Here is a 17,341-nt window from a genome sequence, read left to right on the forward strand (position 1 = left end):
ACGAAAAGCAGATTCCGGTAGTGGAATCTGCTTATTTTTTACATAGAGGGGTGCCGACGTTGAAGAAAACATTTGCTAAACTGTTCGGAAGTCGTCCAGAAGTAGCCGTCACGGAACTGGCAGAAGTCAAATCGAATGATGCTGTCCAAGAAATTGCCTTATCGTTGCTTCTACCGAACCGTTATCAACCGCGTAAAGTATTCGAGCCGGCTAAAATTGAAGAATTGGCCGTCACGATTGACGAACATGGTCTTTTGCAGCCGATTGTCGTTCGCAAGGCGGAAGGGGATCGCTACGAGATTATCGCTGGGGAGCGTCGTTTCCGGGCCGTCAAGTCGCTCGGATGGTCTGTCATTCCGGCTATCGTCCGGGAGATGGATGACGATACGACAGCCGCCTTGGCGCTAATCGAAAACTTGCAACGGGAACAGCTCAGTCCAATCGAGGAAGCGGAAGCATATGATCGTTTGCTCGCCATGAACAGATTGACACAAGCCGCACTTGCGAAGAGTCTTGGCAAAAGTCAGTCGACAATCGCCAATAAATTGCGTCTATTAAAATTACCGGAAGATGTGAAGCAATGTTTGCGTGATCGTCAAATCAACGAACGACATGCCCGTGCACTCTTGCCACTCAAAGAGTCCGGTCTTCAAATCCAAGTGCTCATGGAAATTTTAGAGCAAGACTTCAACGTCAAAGAGACGGAAGAACGCGTCGAGTTTTTGACGACACCGATTGAGGAAGAAAAACGGAAACCGAAAAAACAGCGCCGTCGGACGAAAAGTTTCGCCAGAGATACACGAATCGCTATCAACACGATCCGGGACTCGGTCAGTTTGATCGGCAAAACCGGAATCGAAGTCCAAACCGAGGAAGTCGAAGAAGATGAATTTGTTGAAATTCGGATTCGAATCCCGAAAGCACGGCCACAAAAGTGAGCCCGTGCTTTTTTTGTAGCAATCAGATGGAATGGAGGAATCAGGATGGAACGGTTACCGATCAATCATATTCGCCCGAACCCGAACCAGCCCCGCAAACAGTTTGAGCCGGAAAAGTTAGACGAACTCAGGCAGTCGATTGAGCGTTACGGTGTGTTGCAACCAATCGTCGTCCGTAAAGCGAGTGGATTTTATGAAATCATCGCCGGCGAGCGCCGGTTTCAAGCTGCGAAGTTAGCCGGCAAGACGGATATCCCGGCGCTGATTGTTACAGCCGACTCGGACCGCGTCATGGAGCTGGCCTTGATTGAGAATATTCAACGCGCCGACTTGAACGCAATCGAAGAGGCACTCGCCTACGAACAGTTGATGCAGACACTCGGTCTGACGCAACAACAGCTCGCTGAACGTGTCGGCAAGAGTCGGAGCCATGTGACGAACAGCCTCAGACTGCTTCGGTTACCGAGTGCGGTCCAGCATGCGGTCATGGTCGGTGAGTTGACGATGGGCCACGCCCGGGCCATCACCGGCATGAAATCGGTTCAGGCGATGGAACAGATTGCCCGTCGCGTCATCGCCGAGCAATGGACGGTCCGACGGCTCGAGCGCTATTTACAAAAAGAGCGCATTGAAAAAAAGACGCTCAAGCGCTCGGACGCCGACGTGGAAGCCGTCGAGGCGGTGCTAGCGGAACGTCTTCAAATGGATGTATCGATTCGCCCGCGTCGAAAAGGGGGCGTCCTCGAGCTGAAGTATTTCTCGCAAGACGATTTGGAGCATTTGTTGACGCTTTTATCGCCTCAAGATTTCGATTCGTCGCGAGATTGACGAAGCCGGGTAATGGCTGCCTCTTCTTGATGGAGCCGTCCGATTCGTAAGTCGAATTCGGCAAAGCCATCGGTGATGAAACGGGCCAACTCGTAGACGAGATGTAAGCGTGTGTTCTGCAAAATCATCATCTCCATAAAGCCGCTCACGTTGACGACAGCTTTGATGTTGTATTCACCGACCGAAGGGAGCTCTTTTTGGACGCCGGCGCCAGGAGCGAGCGGCCCTTCCGAAAAGAAGATATACCCGACACTCGACAATCGGCCGAGACAGGCGTCGATTGCAATGATGAGGGGGCGGTGAAATCGTGTCTGAATCTCGTGGAGCGTCTCGACGAGGTTCAAGGCATGGACCGGTTTTGTCAGCGTCCCGTAAACATGGATATTGCGAACGGACCGTTCTTCGAGGAAGGTACCGACGAGCGGTCCGAGTGAATCCCCCGTGGAACGGTCGGAGCCGATACACACGAGGACGATGGGACGATGCGTCTCTTTCGCCAACTGGTCGTGCAGTTGATCGGCAAAGAGCTTGGATCCACTCCGTTCGGTATGTTCGATGAAGAAAGAGTATGGTTTATGAGGTTTTAGGCGAAACGGCATGAATCTCATCCTCTCTTCTAAGCTGCCTGCGTCTAGTTGCAATTGCGGAATGAAACCGTATTATCCCATTCCCGGAACACCGAAACTTATAACGTCCGGATGTAGGGTTTGAGAAAAGTCGTCAATTATGGTTTGATGAGTTAGAATCTATAACTTTAGAGGTGACAACATGGCTTCACAAAATACAGATACAGACTTGAGCACAGTGGCCGATGAGACGATTGATAACGTCAATCGGTTCGTCGCTTATTTCCAAGACACGGAGATGTGGATTGGGCTCGGCATTAAATTGACAGGTGTCGCGCTCATCATCTTGGCGCTTTATGTGGCGTCACGCATTTTGACGTCGATGGTGCAGCGCGTGTTCGCCTTGCGCAAAATCAAAGAAGATAATATCGTGGCCCAGCGCCAAAATGAGACGCTGTCAAAACTGGCTCAAAACACGATTCGGTACGTCCTTGGCTTGATTATGATTTTGACGGTGCTAGGCCAGTTCGGCGTCAACATCGCTGGTTTGATCGCATCGGCCGGGGTCGCCGGTCTCGCCATCTCGTTCGGGGCGCAGAACTTGGTGAAAGACGTCATCACGGGCGCCTTCATCATCTTTGAAAATCAATACAAGAACGGGGATTACGTCAATTTGAATCAACAAGTCGACGGGACCGTCATCGAAGTCGGGATTCGGACGACGAAGTTGAAGGGATTGAACGGGCAAGTGACGATCATCCCGAACGGACAGATCATGCAAGTGACGAACTACTCGCTCGAGAACAGCGTCGCGGTCGTCGATATCGGTGTCGCCTATGAAGAAGACATGGGCAAAGTCGAGAAGGCGTTGAAAGAGATCGCGAAGACGGTCGAAGAGAAGTATCACGACTTGTTCATCGAGCCGATCACGCTCGCCGGGGTCCAGTCGCTCGGACCATCGGAAGTCGTCTATCGTCTCATGGCCGAAGTGCCACCGACGCAACACTTCGCGGCCGGACGGATTTTGCATAAAGAGTTGAAAACCGGACTTGATGAGCGCGGAATCGAGATCCCGTATCCGCGGACCGTCATGATGCCGCCAACCACATCGACTAAAGGAGCGCCCGAAAATGCAGGCTAAATCGTATGAGTTGAACGATTTTGTAGAAATGAAGAAACCACACGCCTGTCAGACGAACCGTTGGCAGGTGACTCGGGTCGGGATGGACATTCGTATCAAGTGTCAAGGCTGCGGGGCGAGTGTACTCATGCCGCGCCGCGACTTTGATAAGCGATTGAAAAAAGTGCTTCCACAAGAGAACGCCGCTGAATAAGTGGCGTTCTTCTCTATGTTACAACCGTGAGTTGCGGTTTAATCGAGGACTAACTATAATTGTGAAGGATGTGACGGTGTGGTGTACTGAACGTACCCACTCCACAGACGGATCAACATTTCCCGGGAAAGCCGGATGAGGAGGAAATACAAGTGGGATTAACAGCAGGAATCGTCGGATTACCGAACGTCGGGAAATCGACATTATTTAACGCCATCACGCAAGCCGGTGTAGAGGCAGCCAACTATCCGTTCGCCACGATCGACCCGAACGTTGGGGTCGTCGAAGTACCGGACGCGCGTCTTGACCGGTTGACGGAACTCGTCAAACCGAAGAAGACCGTACCGACCGCATTTGAGTTTACAGACATCGCCGGAATCGTAAAAGGTGCGTCAAAAGGGGAAGGGCTCGGAAACAAATTCCTGGCTAACATCCGTGAAGTCGACGCGATTTCCCAAGTCGTCCGTTGCTTTGAAGATGACAACATCACACACGTCGCGGGTAAAGTCTCACCGATCGATGACATCACGACCATCAACCTCGAATTGATTTTGGCCGACCTTGAATTGGTCGAGAAACGCATCACACGCGTTCAAAAAATGGTCAAGTCGAAAGACAAAGGCGCAGCTCAAGAGCTCGAAGCACTTGAAATCGTTCAAGCAGTCCTCGAATCGGAGCGCCCGGCTCGTGTTGCTGAATTGACAGAGGATCAACTCGCTATCGTCAAACATTTCCAGTTGCTCACGATGAAGCCGATGCTTTACGTCGCGAACGTGAGTGAGGACGAAGTGGCTGACGCGGACCAAAATCCTTACGTCCAAGCAGTTCGTGAACACGCCGCGACAGAAGAGGCGAAAGTAATCGTCATCTGTGCTCGCATCGAGGAAGAAATCTCAGAACTCGAGCCAGAAGAGCGCCTTGAGTTCTTGCAAGACCTCGGCATCGAAGAGTCGGGGCTCGATCAATTGATTCGTGCCGCCTACTCGACGCTCGGTCTCGCCACATACTTCACGGCTGGTGAGAAAGAAGTGCGCGCCTGGACGTTCAAGCAAGGCATGAAAGCTCCACAATGTGCGGGCGTCATCCACTCTGACTTTGAACGTGGGTTCATCCGTGCCGAAGTCGTATCGTATGAAGACTTGTCAGCTGCCGGCAACATGACGGCAGTTAAAGAACAAGGGAAACTTCGCTCAGAAGGAAAAGAATACGTCTTCCAAGACGGCGATGTTGTCACGTTCCGCTTCAACGTTTAAGCCATTTTCCGCAAACGTATTGTAAAATGAACAGAAGTTTGATAGTATATTATGACGTGAGTAAAACAATTGTTTGCTCCTTGCTCCTACAACCGGTAGGAGCCGTTAGTCCAAGAGGAGGTGAAAGATAATGCGTAAATACGAACTTCTTTACATTATCCGTCCATCAGTTGATGAGGAAGCCAAGAAAGCTTTAATCGAACGCTTCAACAACGTCATCACTGAAAACGGTGGTACTGTTGATAAAACAACAGACATGGGTAAACGTCGTCTCGCTTACGAAATCAACAAGATGCGCGAAGGACACTACGTTCTTCTCAACATCACTGCTGAGCCTAAAGCGATTCAAGAAACAGAGCGTCTCATGAAGATCTCTGATGACGTTGTCCGTCAAATGACAACTAAAGACGAGCGTTAATTCTTAACGCTTCATATTGCGAAAGGGGAGCTTTGAGATGATTAACCGAGTTGTGTTAGTTGGTCGATTGACACGCGATCCAGAAATGCGTTATACGCAGAGCGGGATTGCCGTAACTCGCTTCACTCTCGCTTGCGATCGTCCATTCACTGGACAAGATGGGAAGCGCGAGGCGGACTTTATTGATTGTGTCGTTTGGCGCAAACAAGCAGAGAACGTAGCACAATATTTGAAAAAAGGCAGCATGGCCGGCGTAGACGGTCGCCTTCAAATCAGTAGTTACGAAGGTCAAGATGGCCAACGTCGTTACCGGGCAGAAGTCGTAGCCGATAGCGTACGCTTCCTTGAACCACGCGGTGCTTCAACGCAACGTGATACAGCACCGGCTGGAGATGTCTTCGGTGGTGGTGAGTCAAGTGGATCAGGATGGGGCGCAGCCGCTTCTTCGACTTCATCTCAGTCCTCGAACTCAAACAAAGGTTTTGAAGCTGACCCGTTCTCGGGTGGCGGAAAAATCGACTTATCGGATGACGATCTACCATTTTGATCGCGTCGATTCGAAACTAAACTAAAAAGGAGGTCTTCACATGGCACGTCGTCCAGGAGGTCGTCGTCGACGTAAAGTATGTTTCTTTACGTCGAACAACATCACTCATATCGATTATAAAGACGTAGAATTGCTCAAACGCTTCGTTTCGGAGCGTGGTAAAATTCTTCCACGTCGTGTGACTGGTACTTCAGCGAAATACCAACGTCCACTTACTGTCGCTATCAAGCGCTCACGTCAAATGGCTTTGCTTCCATACGTTGCAGAGTAATTTTTGACACACGGCTTATCCCTCGGGATAGGTCGTTTTTTGTTTTCCGAGCCGATGTAGGAGTGTAAGTGAAACGGACGGATATGGTATGATAGAGCAGAAACCATTTAGATATCATGGGTGGAACACCACTCATTTTAGGAGGCACACATGTACAGTGGTGAAGCAATAACATCAGTGAAGAACCAGTACGCGCGTCACGCCGTTCCATATGTGATTGGACTGCTTGTCGCGTTAGGATTGGCGTTCTACAGCATTGTGGCGGCAATCACCCTGTTCGTGGGTACGCTGATTTTTTTCATCTATCAGCAAGTGACGATTCGACGAGAACGCAAGGCGTGGGAACAATACGTCCATTCTTTGTCGCATCGAATCGAAGACGTCGGGAAAGAAGCGCTCACCGGCATGCCGATTGGGATTCTCGTCTTTGACGAAACTCGTCGCATCAGCTGGTTCAATGAACAGTCTCGACTCATCTTTGAGCTCGAGATGGAACTCGGGATCTCGATCGATTCGATTCACTCGGCGTTCACCGAGTTGATTGAGGAAGAAGAGGACGAGGCGACCATCGAAGTCGGAGACCGCGTTTATCGGGTCCTCTACAATAAGGAGTATCAGACCCTTTACTTGTTCGACATGACGGATGAGGCAGAGATTGAACAAAAATACTCGGAAACGCAGACGGTGATCGGCGTCTTATACTTAGACAACTATGACGAGATGTCAACCGCTGTGGATGAACAGGTCCGGAGTGAAATCAATCGACGCGTGACCGTCCTCTTGAACCAATGGGCTCAAAAATACCACATCTATATGCGTCGAACGGCAGCCGATCGTTTCTTTCTCGTGATGAACGAACGGACGCTCTCCGAACTCGAGAACAATCGATTCTCGATTCTCGATGAGGTCCGTGAGGCGACGAAAGAGCATAAAATTCCGCTCACACTCTCCATCGGGATCGGTTGTGGGGAGACGACGCTGACGGAACTGGGGAACTTGTCGCAATCGAGCCTTGATTTAGGGCTCGGACGCGGCGGGGATCAAGTCGTCGTCAAACGTCATAACGGGAAAGTCCGCTTTTTCGGCGGCAAGACGAACCCGACCGAGAAACGGACCCGGGTTCGCGCCCGCGTCATCTCGAACTCGATGCGTGATTTGATTCGCGAGTCGAGCCGTGTCCTGATCATGGGGCATAAAAACCCGGATATGGACTCGCTTGGAGCATCCATCGGCATCATGAAACTGGCTGAATTTGTCGGACGTGAGGCGTACGTCGTCATCCCGGCCGGCGAGACGAGCGTTGGGATCCAACGTCTCGTCAATGAAGTCGAAAACGACGAAGAGCTGTATAGCCGTTTTTTGACCGAGTTCGAGGCTCAACCCCTCATCGACGAACAGACGCTCCTCGTCGTCGTCGATACGCACCGGCCGTCGCTCGTCATCTCGCGGGATATTCTAGACCGCGCGGAACGGGTCGTCGTCATCGACCACCATCGCCGTGGTGAAGAGTTCATTGAAGATCCGGTCCTCGTCTATATGGAGCCGTACGCATCCTCGACGTGCGAACTCGTAACGGAGTTGATCGAGTATCAGGCCGGTACGCGCAAGCTATCGATTTTAGAAGCGACGTCGCTCCTCGCAGGTATGGTGGTCGACACGAAAGGATTCACCTTGCGGACCGGGTCGCGGACGTTCGATGCCGCTTCCTTCCTTCGGATTCAAGGGGCAGACACCGTGCTCGTCCAGCACTTCATGCGGCAAGACCTCGATTCGTATATCGAACAGTCTCATATTCTCGAAAACACGGACATCTATTCCGACGGCATGGCGATCGCCGTCGCCTCGGACGATGAAGTGCACCATCAAGTGTTGATCGCCCAAGCCGCTGACCAGCTCCTTAATATGGAGGGCGTCAAAGCATCGTTCGTCATCGCCGTCTTACCCGACGGCCGAACCGGCATTAGTGCCCGTTCGCTCGGTGATGTCAACGTCCAAGTCATCATGGAGATGCTGGACGGGGGCGGTCATTTGACGAATGCGGCGACACAATTGAACGTGAGCCGGGAACAGGCGAAAACGTTATTACAAGAAGCGATTGATCATTATATGACAGATGAAACAGAGGGAGAGGATTCTGAATGAAAGTCATTTTAAAAGTAGATGTTAAAGGTCAAGGTAAAGCTGGTGACGTCAAAGACGTCGCGGACGCTTACGCGAAGAACGTACTCTTTAAAAAGAACTTGGCGGTCGAAGCGACACCGGGTAACTTGAAGGCGTTCGCCGCAAGAGAGCGACGCGCCGAAGAAGCGGCTGAAGCAGAATTGAAACAAGCCCAGCAGTTGAAGGACAAGCTTGAAAAAGAGACGATCGTCGTCAAGACGAAGTCAGGTGAGGGCGGTCGCGTCTTCGGATCGGTCACGAGCAAACAAATCGGTGAAGCGTTGAAAGGGATGGGCTACAAGATCGACAAGCGTAAAATCGAGCTCGAACACCCAATCAAAGCGCTCGGGTTTACGAAAGTGCCGGTGAAGTTGCACCACGACGTCACGGCTATGTTAAACGTTCATGTTCAAGAAGCGTGAAGGTGAGGTAGACACGTATGAGTGATGCGATTCAAGTCAATACCCCGCCACATAGCGTCGAAGCGGAACAAGCTGTCCTCGGGGCCGTCATTCTCGATTCCGATCGGCTGATCACGGCCTCGGAACGGGTCGACCCGGACGACTTTTATCGTGTCAGCCATCAACGGATCTTTGAGGCAATGCTGAAAATCAATGACCGGGGCGAACTCGTCGATTTGGTCACGCTCAGTTCGGAGCTTCAAGCCCAAGGTATTCTCGATGAGATCGGTGGATTGAACTATTTGGCGGAAATCGCCGAGGCGGTTCCAGCCATCGGGAACATCGGGTATTATTTGAACGTCGTCGATCAAAAGGCGGCACTCCGCCGCTTGATTCGGACTGCGACGAATATCGTCTCGGACGGCTATGAACGCCAAGACGAGGTCGATGCCGTCCTGTCAGATGCTGAGCGGAACATTTTGAAAGTCTCGCAACGAAAAGGGCAGTCGAGCTTTCATCCGATCGGTTCGGTCTTATCGGACGCTTACTCGACGATTGAAAAACTGCACCAATCGAGCGGGGAGATTACCGGCATCGCGACCGGGTTCAGCGATCTCGACAAGATGACGGCCGGGTTTCAACGTAACGACCTCATTATCGTCGCGGCCCGTCCTTCCGTCGGGAAGACGGCCTTCGCCCTCAACATCTCGCAAAACGTGGCCGTCCGTACCGGCGAGAACGTCGCCATCTTCAGTTTGGAGATGGGTGCCGAGCAGCTCGTCATGCGGATGCTCTGTGCGGAAGGCAATATCGATGCCCAGCGTCTGCGGACGGGTCGGCTCGAGGCCGAGGACTGGGGGCGTCTCTCGCTCGCCATGTCGTCACTGTCACAAGCCGGTATCTATATCGATGATACGCCGGGTCTCCGGGTCAACGAGATCCGAGCCAAATGCCGTCGCTTGAAACAAGAGCACGGCCTCGGCATGATTATGATCGACTACTTGCAGCTCATCGTCGGGAACGGCAAGCCGGGCGAGAACCGGCAACAAGAAGTCTCGGAAATCTCGCGTACGCTCAAAGCGATCGCGCGTGAGCTTCAAGTGCCGGTCATCGCCTTGTCCCAGCTCTCACGTGGTGTTGAGAGCCGTCAAGACAAGCGGCCGATGATGTCGGATATCCGAGAATCCGGGGCGATTGAGCAAGATGCCGATATCGTCGCGTTCCTCTACCGGGACGACTATTACGATAAAGAGAGTGAAGACGCCAACACGATCGAGATCATCATCGCCAAACAGCGTAATGGTCCGACCGGCACGGTCAAGCTCTCGTTCCGAAAAGAATATAACAAGTTCGTCAACATGGAGACGCAAGCTTTTGCGCCACCGATGTAGGACGAGTCATTCCGCCAAAGGCGACGTCACGAGACGTCGCCTTTTTTGTCGGTCTTTGGACCTAAACGTATTCAATTTTTGAAGAATTCATTCGTTGGATGAGAAATGAGGCGTCAATAACGAACGAAAGGTTACAACATAAAAATATCGTTCGGTATTAGGTTGACTTTCGCGAGAAGCAAGTGTACACTTACGGATGGTTTGAATAGAACGTTTATCTACAAGGAGGATTCATTATGTCATCAGTAGTCGTAGTGGGAACGCAGTGGGGCGATGAAGGTAAAGGGAAAATCACGGACTTCTTATCGAAGCAGGCCGAGGTCGTCGCGCGTTATCAAGGGGGAGACAACGCTGGTCATACGATCGTCTTCAACGATACGAAGTATAAACTTCACTTGATTCCATCGGGGATCTTCTACTCGGACAAAACATGTGTCATCGGGAACGGGATGGTCGTCAATCCGAAATCGCTCGTCACGGAGCTCGCGTACTTGCACGAGCGTGGCGTGAGTACGGATAACCTCCGCATCTCGAACCGGGCCCACGTCATCTTGCCGTACCACCAGTTGCAAGACAAGCTCGAAGAGGACGCGAAAGGCGACGCCAAAGTCGGGACGACGCTCAAAGGGATCGGTCCTTGCTACATGGACAAAGCGGCGCGTATCGGGATTCGCATCGCCGACCTTCTCGACAAAGAAGTGTTCGCCGAGAAGCTCAAGACCGTCCTCACGATTAAAAACCGCATGTTCGTGAAGATGTATGAAGTCGATGCGATCGAATTCGATGACATCTTCGAAGAATACTACGCGTACGGCCAACAGTTCGCCAAGTACGTATGTGATACATCGGTCGTGTTGAACAACGCGCTCGACGAAGAACAGAAAGTGTTATTTGAAGGCGCACAAGGTGTGTTGCTCGACATCGACCATGGAACGTACCCGTTCGTCACATCATCGAACGCAGCTTCAGGCGGCGTATCGAGCGGTGCCGGAATCGGACCATCGAAGATCCATCACGTCGTCGGCGTCTGTAAGGCGTACACGTCACGTGTCGGAGACGGCCCGTTCCCGACCCAGCTTGACGATGCGATCGGTCACACGATCCGTGAGGTCGGAAAAGAGTACGGTACGACGACAGGACGTCCGCGTCGCGTCGGTTGGTTCGACTCGGTCGTCGTCCGTCACTCACGCCGCGTCAGTGGGATCACAGACCTTTGCCTCAACTCGATTGACGTGTTGACAGGTCTTGAGACGCTCAAGATCTGTACAGCCTACGAGTTCGAAGGCAAGCTCCTCGACGAGTACCCGCCGAACTTCCGCGTGCTCGAACAGTGCAAGCCGGTGTTTGAAGAGCTTCCAGGCTGGACAGAAGACATCACAGGCGTTCGCAAGTTCGAAGACTTGCCGGTGAACGCGCAGAACTATGTCAAGCGCATCGAAGCGTTGACAGGTATCGAATTGTTGACGTTCTCGGTCGGACCGGCACGTGAGCAAACGGTCATCTTGCGTGATATTTACAAAGCATAAGACAGAGAGCCCTCGTGGCTCTCTTTTCATTTCCACGGAAATGGACCACGCTTTCTAACCTATAGAAAAAGAGTTACAATGTAGACATGTACGTTTAACGATAAGAGGAGGACTCACTGAATGGATCGTACGATTTTAGTGGTAGATGACGAACAACCAATCGCAGATATATTGAAGTTTAAGCTTGAAAAAGAAGGTTACCAAGTCCACGTCGCCTATGACGGGGAAGAAGCGCTCGTGAAAGTCGAAGAAGTCAAACCAGATTTGATTTTGCTCGACATCATGTTGCCGCTCAAAGACGGTATGGAAGTATGCCGTGAAGTCCGGAAGAAGTACGATATGCCGATCATCATGTTGACGGCGAAAGACTCTGAGATCGATAAAGTGCTCGGACTCGAGCTCGGTGCTGACGATTACGTCACGAAGCCGTTCAGCTCGCGCGAGCTCTTGGCCCGCGTCAAGGCGAACATGCGCCGTCATGCAACGGCCCCGGCCCCAGAAACGAAAGGTGCCAACGCCAATGATATCGTCATCGGTGACTTGACGATTCATCCGGATTCATACATGGTCACGAAGCGGGAAGAGAAAATCGAACTGACACACCGTGAGTTCGAGCTCATCCATTATCTTGCCCAAAACATCGGGCAAGTCATGACGCGTGAGCATTTGCTCCAGACGGTATGGGGCTATGACTACTTCGGTGACGTCCGTACGGTCGATGTGACGGTCCGACGTTTGCGTGAGAAAGTCGAAGACAACCCATCGACGCCGACGTATATCATCACGCGCCGTGGTGTCGGTTACTATTTAAAAGCAGGAGAAGAAGACTAAACGATGAAACGGACGAACTTCTTTAAATCTATCCAGTGGAAGCTCGTCGTCATCTATGCGCTGCTCATTCTTGTTGCGATGCAAGTCATCGGAGTGTACTTCGTGCGCTCCCTCGAACGACAATACATCAACAACTTCTCGCAGTCGCTCGTCGATCGCGCCAACCTTCTGAGCTATAACGTCAGTGAAGGGATCGCATCGAACGGCGGTGACTCGACCTCGGACCAGCAGTTGAACCAGGTACTGGATCAACTGCTGTCTGAGTTTACGGAGAGCACGACGCTAGCTGATGACATTCGCGAAGTCCAGATTATCGACACGAACAGTGTCGTCCGGGCGACGTCGAATCCGAATAACCAAAGTCTCGTCGGACAACGGACGGCGAACTCGTTTATTCAAAAATCGTTTGCGACGAGCGGAGCGCAAGAGACGCTCGTCTATGAAGACTCGAACGAACGCATGCGTGTCGTCGCCGTCCCGGTCAAATCCGAGGTCGATGGGACGACGACCGGTATGATCTATATCGAGGCCTCGATGCAGTCCATCTATAACCAAATGGAACAAGTGACGAGGATTCTCGCGACCGGGACGCTCATCGCTCTCATCATCACATCGATCTTGGGAGTGTTGCTGTCACGGACGATCACGCGACCGATTGCGGATATGCGTCGTCAAGCCGTCGAGATGCGAAAAGGGAATTTCTCGCGGAAAGTTAAAGTCTATTCCGACGACGAGGTCGGCCAACTTGCTTACGCCTTCAACGAATTGACCGATGAACTGATGGAGGCGAACGCAACGACGGAAGCCGAACGGCGCCGCTTGACGAGCGTCCTCGAGAACATGTCGGACGGGGTCGTCGCGACGGATCGCTCCTTGCGCGTCATCTTGATGAACGACCAAGCCCGCGATATGATCGGGCTCGCTGAAGAAGAAGCGATGGGGGCGAACCTACAGAACTTGCTCGAATTCGATGACGAGATCGTCATCCCGGAAGACGGGACGATGCCGCCAAAACTGATCGACCTCAGTACGGACGAAGAACTATTCCTCGTCCGCGCCTACTTCTCACCGATCCAAAAGCATAGCGGACCAATCACCGGTCTCATCGTCGTTCTGCACGATGTGACCGAGCAAGAACAAGTCGAGCAAGACCGCCGCGAGTTCGTCGCGAACGTCAGCCACGAGCTGCGGACGCCGCTCACGACGATGCGGAGTTACCTCGAAGTGCTCGCGGAAGGCGCATACAAGGACGATGAGCTCGCCCCGCGCTTCCTCGAGACGACCCAGAATGAGACGGAGCGGATGATTCGCCTCGTCAACGATCTGTTGCAGCTATCGAAGATGGACAGCAAAGAGTATACGATGCAAAAAGTGAAGTTCGATTTTATCCAGTTCTTCAACGACATCATCGACCGGCATGAGATGACGAAAGGCGAGACGATCCAGTTCCGCCGGAAGCTCATGAAACGCCGGGTATACGTCCACGCCGATCAAGATAAGATGACGCAGGTCATCGACAACATCATTACGAACGCCATCAAGTTCTCGCCAGAAGGCGGGACGATCACGTTCCGGACGATGCTCCGTGCCAAGCGACTCGTCATCGGTATTAAAGATGAAGGGGTCGGCATTCCGAAATCGAATTTGAAGAAAATCTTTGAACGGTTCTACCGGGTCGATAAGGCTCGGGCCCGCAATATCGGCGGGACCGGACTTGGTTTGTCGATTGCCAAAGAAGTCGTTTCCGCCCATGGCGGCGACATTTGGGCCGAGAGTGAGTTCGGACGCGGGACGACGATTTACTTCACCATCCCATTCGATACGATCGTGGAGGTGAATGACTGATGGAACGACCACGCTTCTTGGCGAAGCCAGAACTAGTGAAATCGCTCGTCTTGCTCACCTTGATCGTCACGTCCATCGTCCAAACGGTCATCCTCTGGGACTACCATCCGAAGTATCAGTCGGTCCAGTCTGAGACGCAAGTCGCGACGGTGGATGAGTCGCTTCAGCGACAACCGCGCCAAGTCATCGTACCGGCCCAGACGGTCGTCCACAAGAACAACGCCGTCTTCGCCACGAAAAACTCGCCGAAACAGATTATGCGTGTCATCCGGGAGTCGTTCGAGGCGAGCGAATTTAAACCGCTTGCCGTCAAGAACGTCCCGAGTTTGTATGCGGGTGTCGATGAGGCCGTCGAATTGATTTTACCGGAGCCGTATTATGCGGATACGCTCAGCTACATGCTTCCGGGCTCATACAGCTTGTCCGGGAAAGTGCCACAGCGGGCCCTCATCTTCATGGAGGACGACACGTGGCGCATCCGCACGATCATGAGCGACCAATCACTTTGGGAAGGGCGTTTGTCGAAAGTCGGTCAAGGGGACGTCAACAGTCTGTTCTTGAAAGACTCAGACCGATCGATGCGTCGTGTCACGTACACGGATGAACGCGTCAACTACATTCCCGTCGTCGGACCGGAGATGAACGAGCTGTTCGCTTACGACGTGTCTCAGATTCAAATCTCGGCCCGTCTTGATTGGATGCGCGATACGTTCTTCCCGGGCGACCCGAATGTACAAGAAGTCGATCCGGCCAGCTCCGTGGGCGCACTCACGAACGGGATTAGCGTCGCCGAATATGATGCGAACCTGAACGCGAGCCGTTATCGAAACTTATCACGCAACAGTTCGGAACAGGAGTCGGTCATCGGACTCGACACGATCGTCGAGTTCGTCAACTTCCACGGAGGTTGGGTCGATGAGACGTCGGAGAGCCAAGGTTTGTCGCTTCGGTTTGATGCGATCACCCCGGCCAACAAAGGTTTTGAAACGACCGTGTTCCGGTTTCACGTGAAGGGTTTCCCGGTGTTCAGTCAACGGGAGGCGTTTATCAATAACGATGCCGTCGACTTATCGACGCTGCGTGTCGAGAACGACGGGACACAAGTCCGGTCGATCACTCGGCACCATCTCGAGATCGATCGCTTGATCTCGGTCGGGACGACACAGCTCGCGGACGGACAAGATGTGGTCGATACGCTCGTCAATGCCGGACGATTTGAAAACGTGACCGAGATTCGACTCGGTTATGAGATTGAATACAATGAAGACACGAGCCGTTACGTCACGTTCTCCCCGAACTGGTTCGTTCGGGAAGCCGGAAGATGGATCCCATTCGATCAACCGGATGACTGGACAGAAAGGATGATGTATCGTGGATTGGAGTAAAGCGAAAACGATTCTTCTCTTCGCCTTCCTCGCGCTGAACATCTACCTGTTGTTCCAGCTTTTGACGGAAACGTGGGCGACAGAGGTCGTGACGAACGACAATACGTCGATCGCGCAAATCTTGGACCAACGAAACGTCGATGCGTCGAAGTTGCCGCGGATGGGTCGGGATATCGGTTATTTGACGGGGTCGTCGGAACAGATGTCGGCCTCGATGATCACGAAGAACCGGGAAGCCCAGCTGGCGACGACGCTCGACAATATGCAACTCGAAGTCGAGCTCAAACAGCCGGTCCCGCTCGATCAAGACGATTTACGGACGACCGCGTCGACGTTCGTCTCCGAGTATGTCCCGTTCGGTTCCGAGTATGCGTACTGGCGCTATGACGCCGAGACGCGTCAAGTCGCCTTCGTGCAGACGTATGAGAACAATAAGATCTTCTCGAACCCCGAGATCGATGGGGAGACCGAGCAGTACATCGGTCCGTCGCTCCTGTTGCTTCAATTGAACGAAGCGCTTGAAGTGACCGACTATAAACAACGTCATTTGACGAACTTGTCCTCGAAGTCGCAAGACGATCTCGTCTTGACGGCGAGCGAGGCGATCTCGCAACTCGCGGCCCGGAAGTACTTCCAGCCGAACCAAGAGATGCGGGCCATCAATACGGGCTTCTATAGCCTGCCGCTCGACAGTTCCGGCAGCTTGATCATCATGCCGCCGCTCTGGTCGATCACGATTGACGAGGACGTCTACTTCGTCAATGCGATCGATGGGACCGTCGAACGGGTCGAATTTGATTCAGAAGAATGAAAGGAGTGATCGAGTGACTTTACGCTATAGTGTGCTTGCGAGCGGTTCGACCGGGAACGCCCTCTACATTGAGACGGAACGGGCGAAATTGCTCGTCGATGCCGGATTGACCGGGAAGGCGATGCAACAACGCATCACTGAGATTGGACGATCGTTTGATGGGATCGATGCACTGCTCGTCACGCATGAGCACTCCGACCATATTAAAGGTGTCGGGATTCTCGCTCGAAAATATAACTTACCGATTTATGCGAACGCGAAGACGTGGGACGCGATGGAATCGTTGATTGGAAAAGTCGACCCGGCCTTGAAGTTTCACTTCGAGGTAGGGGAGATTAAACAGTTCGGGGATATCGAAATCGAGTCGTTCAACGTCAGCCATGACGCAGCCGACCCGATGTTCTACCAGTTCGCGCATGACGGCAGACGCCTCGCCCACATCACCGATACGGGCTATGTGTCCGATCGGATGAAAGGCGTCATCCGCGGGGCCGATGATTTTATTTTCGAATCGAACCATGACGTCTCGATGCTCCAAATGGGACGGTACCCGTGGAGCGTCAAACGACGGATTCTCGGGGACTACGGTCACGTCTCGAACGAAGACGCGGCCATCGCGATGAGCGAGGTCATCGGAGACCAGACGAAACGGATTTATTTGGCTCACCTCAGTAAAGACAACAATATGAAAGAACTCGCTCAAATGAGCGTCTCCCAAACACTCGGGATGCGCGATGTCGACCTCGGTCGCATCAAATTGTGCGATACCGACCCATCGACCCCCACTTCGCTCGTTTCTTTATAAGCGAACTTGGGAAAAGACAGATAACACACTG

General features: G+C 52.5%; 18 protein-coding genes. 17 read left to right on the forward strand and 1 reads right to left on the reverse strand.

Annotation, left to right across the window (positions count from 1 at the left end; all coding sequences use genetic code 11):
• The first annotated feature begins 59 nt into the window (after window positions 1-59).
• On the forward strand, window positions 60-938 hold the full coding sequence (noc, locus tag KNP78_RS10260; RefSeq protein ID WP_214824056.1) for a nucleoid occlusion protein: 879 nt from the start codon (window positions 60-62) through the stop codon (window positions 936-938).
• A 45-nt stretch (window positions 939-983) separates the two neighbouring features.
• Window positions 984-1,766, forward strand: coding sequence for a ParB/RepB/Spo0J family partition protein (locus KNP78_RS10265; RefSeq protein ID WP_214824058.1), 783 nt, complete (start codon window positions 984-986; stop codon window positions 1,764-1,766).
• Here the strand turns inward: KNP78_RS10265 and yyaC are convergent.
• Window positions 1,739-2,365: a spore protease YyaC gene (gene yyaC / locus KNP78_RS10270; RefSeq protein WP_034780311.1), complete on the reverse strand. Its 627-nt coding sequence runs from the start codon at window positions 2,363-2,365 to the stop codon at window positions 1,739-1,741. The genes KNP78_RS10265 and yyaC overlap by 28 nt on opposite strands.
• A 169-nt stretch (window positions 2,366-2,534) precedes the next feature.
• Between yyaC and KNP78_RS10275 the strand changes: the two genes are divergently transcribed.
• The 15 genes from KNP78_RS10275 (at window position 2,535) to KNP78_RS10345 (ending at window position 17,310) form a co-directional block, all read left to right on the forward strand.
• Window positions 2,535-3,473 (forward strand): mechanosensitive ion channel family protein, encoded by a 939-nt coding sequence (locus tag KNP78_RS10275; RefSeq protein ID WP_138860244.1) that lies wholly within the window; start codon window positions 2,535-2,537, stop codon window positions 3,471-3,473.
• On the forward strand, window positions 3,463-3,666 hold the full coding sequence (locus tag KNP78_RS10280; protein ID WP_034780313.1) for a DUF951 domain-containing protein: 204 nt from the start codon (window positions 3,463-3,465) through the stop codon (window positions 3,664-3,666). Before KNP78_RS10275 ends, KNP78_RS10280 begins: the two co-directional genes overlap by 11 nt.
• Before the next feature lie 152 nt (window positions 3,667-3,818).
• Entirely contained in the window at window positions 3,819-4,919 is a 1,101-nt protein-coding gene (ychF, locus tag KNP78_RS10285; protein ID WP_214824066.1) for a redox-regulated ATPase YchF, read from the forward strand.
• Window positions 4,920-5,049: 130 nt separating this feature from the next.
• Window positions 5,050-5,337, forward strand: coding sequence for a 30S ribosomal protein S6 (rpsF, locus tag KNP78_RS10290; RefSeq protein WP_021067861.1), 288 nt, complete (start codon window positions 5,050-5,052; stop codon window positions 5,335-5,337).
• 37 nt (window positions 5,338-5,374) lie between these two features.
• On the forward strand, window positions 5,375-5,884 hold the full coding sequence (gene ssb, locus KNP78_RS10295; protein ID WP_024371077.1) for a single-stranded DNA-binding protein: 510 nt from the start codon (window positions 5,375-5,377) through the stop codon (window positions 5,882-5,884).
• A gap of 40 nt (window positions 5,885-5,924) precedes the next feature.
• Window positions 5,925-6,155 carry a 30S ribosomal protein S18 gene (rpsR, locus tag KNP78_RS10300; RefSeq protein WP_015880232.1) on the forward strand — a complete coding sequence of 77 codons (231 nt, stop codon included), beginning with the start codon at window positions 5,925-5,927 and terminating at the stop codon, window positions 6,153-6,155.
• A gap of 150 nt (window positions 6,156-6,305) precedes the next feature.
• Complete coding sequence (locus tag KNP78_RS10305; RefSeq protein WP_214718798.1) at window positions 6,306-8,297, forward strand: DHH family phosphoesterase; 1,992 nt, start codon at window positions 6,306-6,308, stop codon at window positions 8,295-8,297.
• Window positions 8,294-8,737: a 50S ribosomal protein L9 gene (rplI, locus tag KNP78_RS10310; protein WP_214824068.1), complete on the forward strand. Its 444-nt coding sequence runs from the start codon at window positions 8,294-8,296 to the stop codon at window positions 8,735-8,737. The genes KNP78_RS10305 and rplI overlap by 4 nt, the downstream gene beginning before the upstream one ends.
• A 17-nt stretch (window positions 8,738-8,754) precedes the next feature.
• Window positions 8,755-10,107, forward strand: coding sequence for a replicative DNA helicase (dnaB, locus tag KNP78_RS10315; protein ID WP_021067865.1), 1,353 nt, complete (start codon window positions 8,755-8,757; stop codon window positions 10,105-10,107).
• 236 nt (window positions 10,108-10,343) lie between these two features.
• Window positions 10,344-11,633, forward strand: a complete 1,290-nt coding sequence (locus KNP78_RS10320; protein ID WP_214824070.1) for an adenylosuccinate synthase — start codon at window positions 10,344-10,346, stop codon at window positions 11,631-11,633.
• Between the two features lie 120 nt (window positions 11,634-11,753).
• Window positions 11,754-12,464, forward strand: coding sequence for a response regulator YycF (gene yycF, locus KNP78_RS10325; RefSeq protein WP_034780323.1), 711 nt, complete (start codon window positions 11,754-11,756; stop codon window positions 12,462-12,464).
• Between the two features lie 3 nt (window positions 12,465-12,467).
• Entirely contained in the window at window positions 12,468-14,309 is a 1,842-nt protein-coding gene (walK, locus tag KNP78_RS10330; RefSeq protein WP_214824072.1) for a cell wall metabolism sensor histidine kinase WalK, read from the forward strand.
• The gene (gene yycH / locus KNP78_RS10335) at window positions 14,309-15,694 is read left to right on the forward strand and encodes a two-component system activity regulator YycH (RefSeq protein WP_214824075.1); all 1,386 of its coding nucleotides are present in this window, start codon (window positions 14,309-14,311) and stop codon (window positions 15,692-15,694) included. The genes walK and yycH overlap by 1 nt, the downstream gene beginning before the upstream one ends.
• Entirely contained in the window at window positions 15,681-16,505 is an 825-nt protein-coding gene (locus KNP78_RS10340) for a two-component system regulatory protein YycI (RefSeq protein ID WP_214708201.1), read from the forward strand. The genes yycH and KNP78_RS10340 overlap by 14 nt, the downstream gene beginning before the upstream one ends.
• A 13-nt stretch (window positions 16,506-16,518) precedes the next feature.
• Window positions 16,519-17,310 carry an MBL fold metallo-hydrolase gene (locus KNP78_RS10345; protein WP_034780331.1) on the forward strand — a complete coding sequence of 264 codons (792 nt, stop codon included), beginning with the start codon at window positions 16,519-16,521 and terminating at the stop codon, window positions 17,308-17,310.
• The last annotated feature ends 31 nt before the right edge of the window (window positions 17,311-17,341 follow it).

This window comes from Exiguobacterium sp. s28, from assembly GCF_018618135.1.
Taxonomy (GTDB): Bacteria; Bacillota; Bacilli; order Exiguobacteriales; family Exiguobacteriaceae; genus Exiguobacterium; species Exiguobacterium mexicanum_A.

Excerpts from the sequence above, each read along its gene's own strand:
- yycH (WP_214824075.1), top strand. The coding sequence starts at position 14,309 with ATGGAACGACCACGCTTCTTGGCGAAGCCAGAACTAGTGAAATCGCTC.
- yycF (WP_034780323.1), top strand. The coding sequence starts at position 11,754 with ATGGATCGTACGATTTTAGTGGTAGATGACGAACAACCAATCGCAGAT.
- KNP78_RS10265 (WP_214824058.1), top strand. The coding sequence starts at position 984 with ATGGAACGGTTACCGATCAATCATATTCGCCCGAACCCGAACCAGCCC.
- KNP78_RS10305 (WP_214718798.1), top strand. The coding sequence starts at position 6,306 with ATGTACAGTGGTGAAGCAATAACATCAGTGAAGAACCAGTACGCGCGT.
- KNP78_RS10275 (WP_138860244.1), top strand. The coding sequence starts at position 2,535 with ATGGCTTCACAAAATACAGATACAGACTTGAGCACAGTGGCCGATGAG.
- dnaB (WP_021067865.1), top strand. The coding sequence starts at position 8,755 with ATGAGTGATGCGATTCAAGTCAATACCCCGCCACATAGCGTCGAAGCG.
- KNP78_RS10280 (WP_034780313.1), top strand. The coding sequence starts at position 3,463 with ATGCAGGCTAAATCGTATGAGTTGAACGATTTTGTAGAAATGAAGAAA.
- rpsR (WP_015880232.1), top strand. The coding sequence starts at position 5,925 with ATGGCACGTCGTCCAGGAGGTCGTCGTCGACGTAAAGTATGTTTCTTT.
- walK (WP_214824072.1), top strand. The coding sequence starts at position 12,468 with ATGAAACGGACGAACTTCTTTAAATCTATCCAGTGGAAGCTCGTCGTC.
- yyaC (WP_034780311.1), bottom strand. The coding sequence starts at position 2,365 with ATGCCGTTTCGCCTAAAACCTCATAAACCATACTCTTTCTTCATCGAA.
- rpsF (WP_021067861.1), top strand. The coding sequence starts at position 5,050 with ATGCGTAAATACGAACTTCTTTACATTATCCGTCCATCAGTTGATGAG.
- KNP78_RS10320 (WP_214824070.1), top strand. The coding sequence starts at position 10,344 with ATGTCATCAGTAGTCGTAGTGGGAACGCAGTGGGGCGATGAAGGTAAA.
- rplI (WP_214824068.1), top strand. The coding sequence starts at position 8,294 with ATGAAAGTCATTTTAAAAGTAGATGTTAAAGGTCAAGGTAAAGCTGGT.
- ssb (WP_024371077.1), top strand. The coding sequence starts at position 5,375 with ATGATTAACCGAGTTGTGTTAGTTGGTCGATTGACACGCGATCCAGAA.